Source organism: Micromonospora sp. NPDC023814 (assembly GCF_040639595.1).
Lineage (GTDB): Bacteria > Actinomycetota > Actinomycetes > Mycobacteriales > Micromonosporaceae > Micromonospora.
On sequence record NZ_JBFAAF010000171.1, the window covers coordinates 1 to 4,079 of the forward strand.

Here is a 4,079-nt window from a genome sequence, read left to right on the forward strand (position 1 = left end):
CGAAGCAACAGTGTGCGACCCATCCAGGTCGGGCCCCGCGCCAGACTCGTTAACGGCCTCAAGTGCCAAGATCCCAGCGGCGTCGGCGGGCGACCGGACCGCAGTTTTTCACGCCATCGCGGCGTGCCCCGCACAGGGTGACTCGTTGGTCTTGCCGTCGACGTCGATGCTGGCCAGGACCGCGCCGGTGGCCTGGTCGCAGGCGGTCATCACATGCCGGGCCGGGGTGTCGGTAGTGCGGGAGCCGCGCAGGGTCTTACCGTCGACGGCGATCGCCCGGCCGGCCGTTGAGGTGGTGACGGTGGCCCGGCCGGCGAGCCAGACACCGATCGCCGCGGTCAGCAACTGCGGGTCCATGGCCTGCAACAGCCGACGGATCATCGCCTCCGATGGGCGCCGGTCGGCAGTCATGCCCAAGGCCAGAGCCGTTGCCGCCGGCACGTCGGCGACCCATTCGGCGATCGCGGCGTACGAGCGGTAGCCGGCGACCACAGCACACACCGCTGCGGTGACCACGACTGTCAGCCGGTGCCGAACACCTCGCCTGGCGCGTGGATCAGGCAGACCAGCGAGCGCTTCGGGCAGCCCACCAGCGGTTTCGGCAACGGTCAGAGCCGGTGCGCAGGACAAGGACGAGATCAGCGATGATGGCAGTGCGGGCATGACTCACTTCGAGCGATCAACATGGCGTAGAGAACCTTGATGATCTTCTGAGCCGGTCATGCCCGTCTTGCTGCCACCACCAACGGCGCTTCTACCCCAAGCCTCACAAGTCAGACACCGTCACGACTTTGCCGGGGCCCTGGGTGTGGGGGGTGTTGGTTGACGACGAGTCCGGCGAGGAGTTGCCGGTCGGCGCGCCCACGGACGCGGGTCTTCTAACCCGACGCTCCGCCTGTGTCCGCAGGCCGATGACCTGCGGCTTTTCATTTTTTGGCTGCGTGTGCCGGTCGCTGCGGAGCGTTGCTGCGATCGCTCGCTGAAGATCAGCTGGAACTTTGTGGGTCCTGCGGGTGCAGGCTTATCGCTGCCGCGAGTCGGGAGCCGAGTCATCCTCGGCGGGTTCCTCCTCATCGAGCAGTTCACGGCGCCATTCGGCGAATTGGCTACGGAGATTGTCCAGCGCTCGGCCCACGACGCCGTACTGGGCGAAGTCGTCAGGATCGAGCAGGGTGGCTTGACCGAGGGCGTCGGCGAAGACTCGCCGGTCGAAACCACGGTCGGCGCGCTGTGCGAGGGTGAGGAGGGCTTCGCGGGTGTAGCGGCCGGATCGGAGCGTGGCGTCGATGTCGATGAAGTCACGAGCGAACGCTCGCCCGTAGAGTGCGCTCATCTTGTTCGCGACCGCGTCGTCAGGGTGCAGTACCGGTCCGATCGCCATGAGGATCGGTTCGTTGGCACGCCAGTCCACCCCGAGTTCGACCTTGGAAACCTGAACACCGTCGGTGACAGCCAGCCGGGCGAACGTGTCGTACTGCCGCTCGGTCTCGACGGTCAGGCCGTCGTCTCGGTAGGCGTGCACGACGGCGGCGACTGCCGCGGTGAACTCCTCGCGGCGGTCCCAGGCGGTGAACAGGTCAACGTCCTCACTGGGCCGCTCCAGAAGCCCGGCGGCCTGGACCGCGTAACCGCCGGCCAGAGCGAAGCCGTACCGATGGGCCGCGCCGAGTCCGGTACGGGCGAGGCGTTCGTGGAAGGGGTCCACCGCTATGCCGCGTTGCTGCGGGTTGCGGTGAGCTCGGGGAAGGCTTCTTCCCAGCGCTGGCGGAGCTGGGGTGGCAGCCAGAGGGTGGGCCAAAGTCTCCGGAGGAGGTCGGCGTCGAGCCAGGTGTTCAGGTCCTCGACGGTACTGGCTTCGGTGAGGACCACCTTGTACATGCTGGTCAGGCGTGCGGGCCGGGTCAGGTCGTACTCGGCGTGCCCGGACCAGTCGAGATGACGCGGAAGCGTCACCGTGCCGTCGGTCGGGCCGTGCAGCGCGGCCAGGGTTTCGGCCACCACGTAGGGCCTGCGGTCACCGTAGGGCCGGTAGTCCGCCGGCGGTCGGGGGGATGTCCTGCGCCGGCTGATGTTGGTCGCCCGCCGGACTTCCGGTCGTAGCGCCTGACGGATCGTCTCCCGGCTGTACCCGGTGACCCGCTGCAGATCCACCGGCCGCCAGCCGGCCGCATGAAACGCCCGCAGCTGCTCATCCCGCTCGGTCAACGCGGCAGCGCGCGTCGCCTCGTACCTGGAGACAACCGCATGCAGCTCATCCTCGGAGAACCGACCCATGTCCGTCAGCCTACTATGCTAGGCCCAGCATGCTTGGCTTTGTCATATCCCTGTAACCGGCGGGACTAGCCATGGTGATCGCGATGGGATGCACTCATGTTCTGGTGAAGCCGAGGGCCCGGTATCCGGGCATGCGGCGTGGGAGTGAGGCGGCGAGGATGGGGGTGGCCGGGTCGTGGTAGTCGTGGACCTCGGCGAGGTCCTTGCTGGGTGCGGTGCGGATGACGCGGCCGGCGCATTGGACGAGTAGGCCGTCGTAGGAGATCGGGCCGGCGAGGAAGAGGGTGTCGAGGGCGGGGGCGTCGAAGCCTTCACCGATGAACGGTGTGGTGCCGATGACAAGCAGGCCGTCGCCGGCCTTGGCGCCGTCGAGCCGGTCAACGATGGTCCGCCGTTCGATGGTGCTCATCGCGCCTTGGAGCACGAGCGCCTGATGTCCGCGTGCGGCGAGCAGAGCGGTGAGTGCCTCGACCTGGGCGACCCGTCGGGTCAGGACGAGGCAGTTGCGGCCGAGGGTCAGGGCGACGGCGACATCATCGGCGATCTGGGTGTTGCGGGGCTCGTCGAGGGCCAGTCGCCGGTGCACCTCGGCGAGCGCGCCGGGCGTGTCAAGGTCGATGTCGCCGGGCTGGAATGTGGTCTCGTGGATGAACAGCGTTCGTCGGGGTCCGGCGTCGGCGTGCATCGCTGCCGCGAGGGTGCCGTGTTTCTCGTCGGTCAGGGTGTGGCGGACGGGTCCGAGTTGCCAGGTGACGAGTTGGCCGAGGCCGTCGCGTCGGGTGGGTGTGGCGGTGAGGCCGAGCCAGAACTGCGCGGCGATTCGCTTGACCGAGTGCTCGTACGCGGCGGCGCCGAGGTGGTGGCATTCGTCGACGATGACGTGCCCGTACCTCTGGGTCAGGGTGGCGACGTCGTCGCGCCGCGCGAGGGAGGGCAGCAGCGCGATGTCCACCGTGCTGGTGAGTTTGCGTCGGCCGCCGCCGAGTTGACCGGGCTTGATTCCGAGGAACTGCTCGATGCGGGTGCGCCACTGGTCGGCGAGGGCTTTGCGGTCGACGAGGACGAGGGTGGAGGTGTTGCGTTCGGCGATCACGGCGCAGGCCATGACGGTCTTGCCGGAGCCCGGTGGGGCGACCAGAATCCCGTCGTCGTGGGCGAGAAGCGCGCCGACCGCGTTGGCCTGCTTGCCGGTGAGTTCGGCGGTGAACGCGGTGTCGATCTCGGTTCCCGGGTTTCGTGCGTCCGTGACGGCCAGTCGCGACCCGGCGCGTTCGATGATGGTGGCGATGGTGTGCCGCAGGCCCCGCGGGAGGACCAGGCGGTCATCGAGGGTGAGGTCGTAGCCCTGGATGAAGCGTGGGGTGTCCCAGGTGGACTTGCGTAGCCGCTGTAACTCGTAGAACTTCGGGTTGACCATGGCGGCGGCGTGTTTGAACGTCGCCAGTGCGGCGGGGGTGAGCTGTCTGGCGTCGATGCTCAGCCCGGCGCCGGCCTCCGCGTGGACCATCGGAGGCTTCCGCAACCTGACACTCAACACCTACCGGCTGGCCGGTAGAGCCAACATCGCCCACGCCCGCCGCGACCTACACGACCGCGCCGACGCCTTCGCCGTCTACGGCATATAGCAGACCATCATCGAACCGGACAGAGAGGAACAACGCCGGGGCCCTGGCCACCACCCGACGCCACCGCGGACACCTCAACCCCGCTTAGTGTCCCGAGTCGTTGATTCATTGCTAGATTGATGGCGTGGGTGATGGTCGTGGTCCGAAGTTGGCGTTGCTGGCGTTGACCGCTGAGGAGCG

Annotated in this window: 4 protein-coding genes; all 4 read right to left on the reverse strand. The window is 67.9% G+C overall.

Annotated features, from left to right (window positions below):
• Positions 1–108 precede the first annotated feature (108 nt).
• The 4 genes from AB0G14_RS34895 to AB0G14_RS34910 all read right to left on the reverse strand — a co-directional run bounded on the left by AB0G14_RS34895 (position 109) and on the right by AB0G14_RS34910 (position 3,781).
• Positions 109–516, reverse strand: coding sequence for a transposase family protein (locus AB0G14_RS34895; protein WP_357704932.1), 408 nt, complete (start codon positions 514–516; stop codon positions 109–111).
• 505 nt (positions 517–1,021) lie between these two features.
• Complete coding sequence (locus AB0G14_RS34900) at positions 1,022–1,705, reverse strand: nucleotidyl transferase AbiEii/AbiGii toxin family protein (RefSeq protein WP_357704934.1); 684 nt, start codon at positions 1,703–1,705, stop codon at positions 1,022–1,024.
• 2 nt (positions 1,706–1,707) lie between these two features.
• Positions 1,708–2,274: a hypothetical protein gene (locus AB0G14_RS34905; RefSeq protein WP_357704938.1), complete on the reverse strand. Its 567-nt coding sequence runs from the start codon at positions 2,272–2,274 to the stop codon at positions 1,708–1,710.
• Positions 2,275–2,368: 94 nt separating this feature from the next.
• Positions 2,369–3,781, reverse strand: coding sequence for a DEAD/DEAH box helicase family protein (locus AB0G14_RS34910; protein ID WP_357704941.1), 1,413 nt, complete (start codon positions 3,779–3,781; stop codon positions 2,369–2,371).
• Positions 3,782–4,079 lie beyond the last annotated feature (298 nt).

What these genes read in the sequence shown, in the direction of transcription:
- AB0G14_RS34905 (WP_357704938.1), bottom strand. Translation starts at nt 2,274, where the DNA reads ATGGGTCGGTTCTCCGAGGATGAGCTGCATGCGGTTGTCTCCAGGTAC.
- AB0G14_RS34910 (WP_357704941.1), bottom strand. Translation starts at nt 3,781, where the DNA reads ATGGTCCACGCGGAGGCCGGCGCCGGGCTGAGCATCGACGCCAGACAG.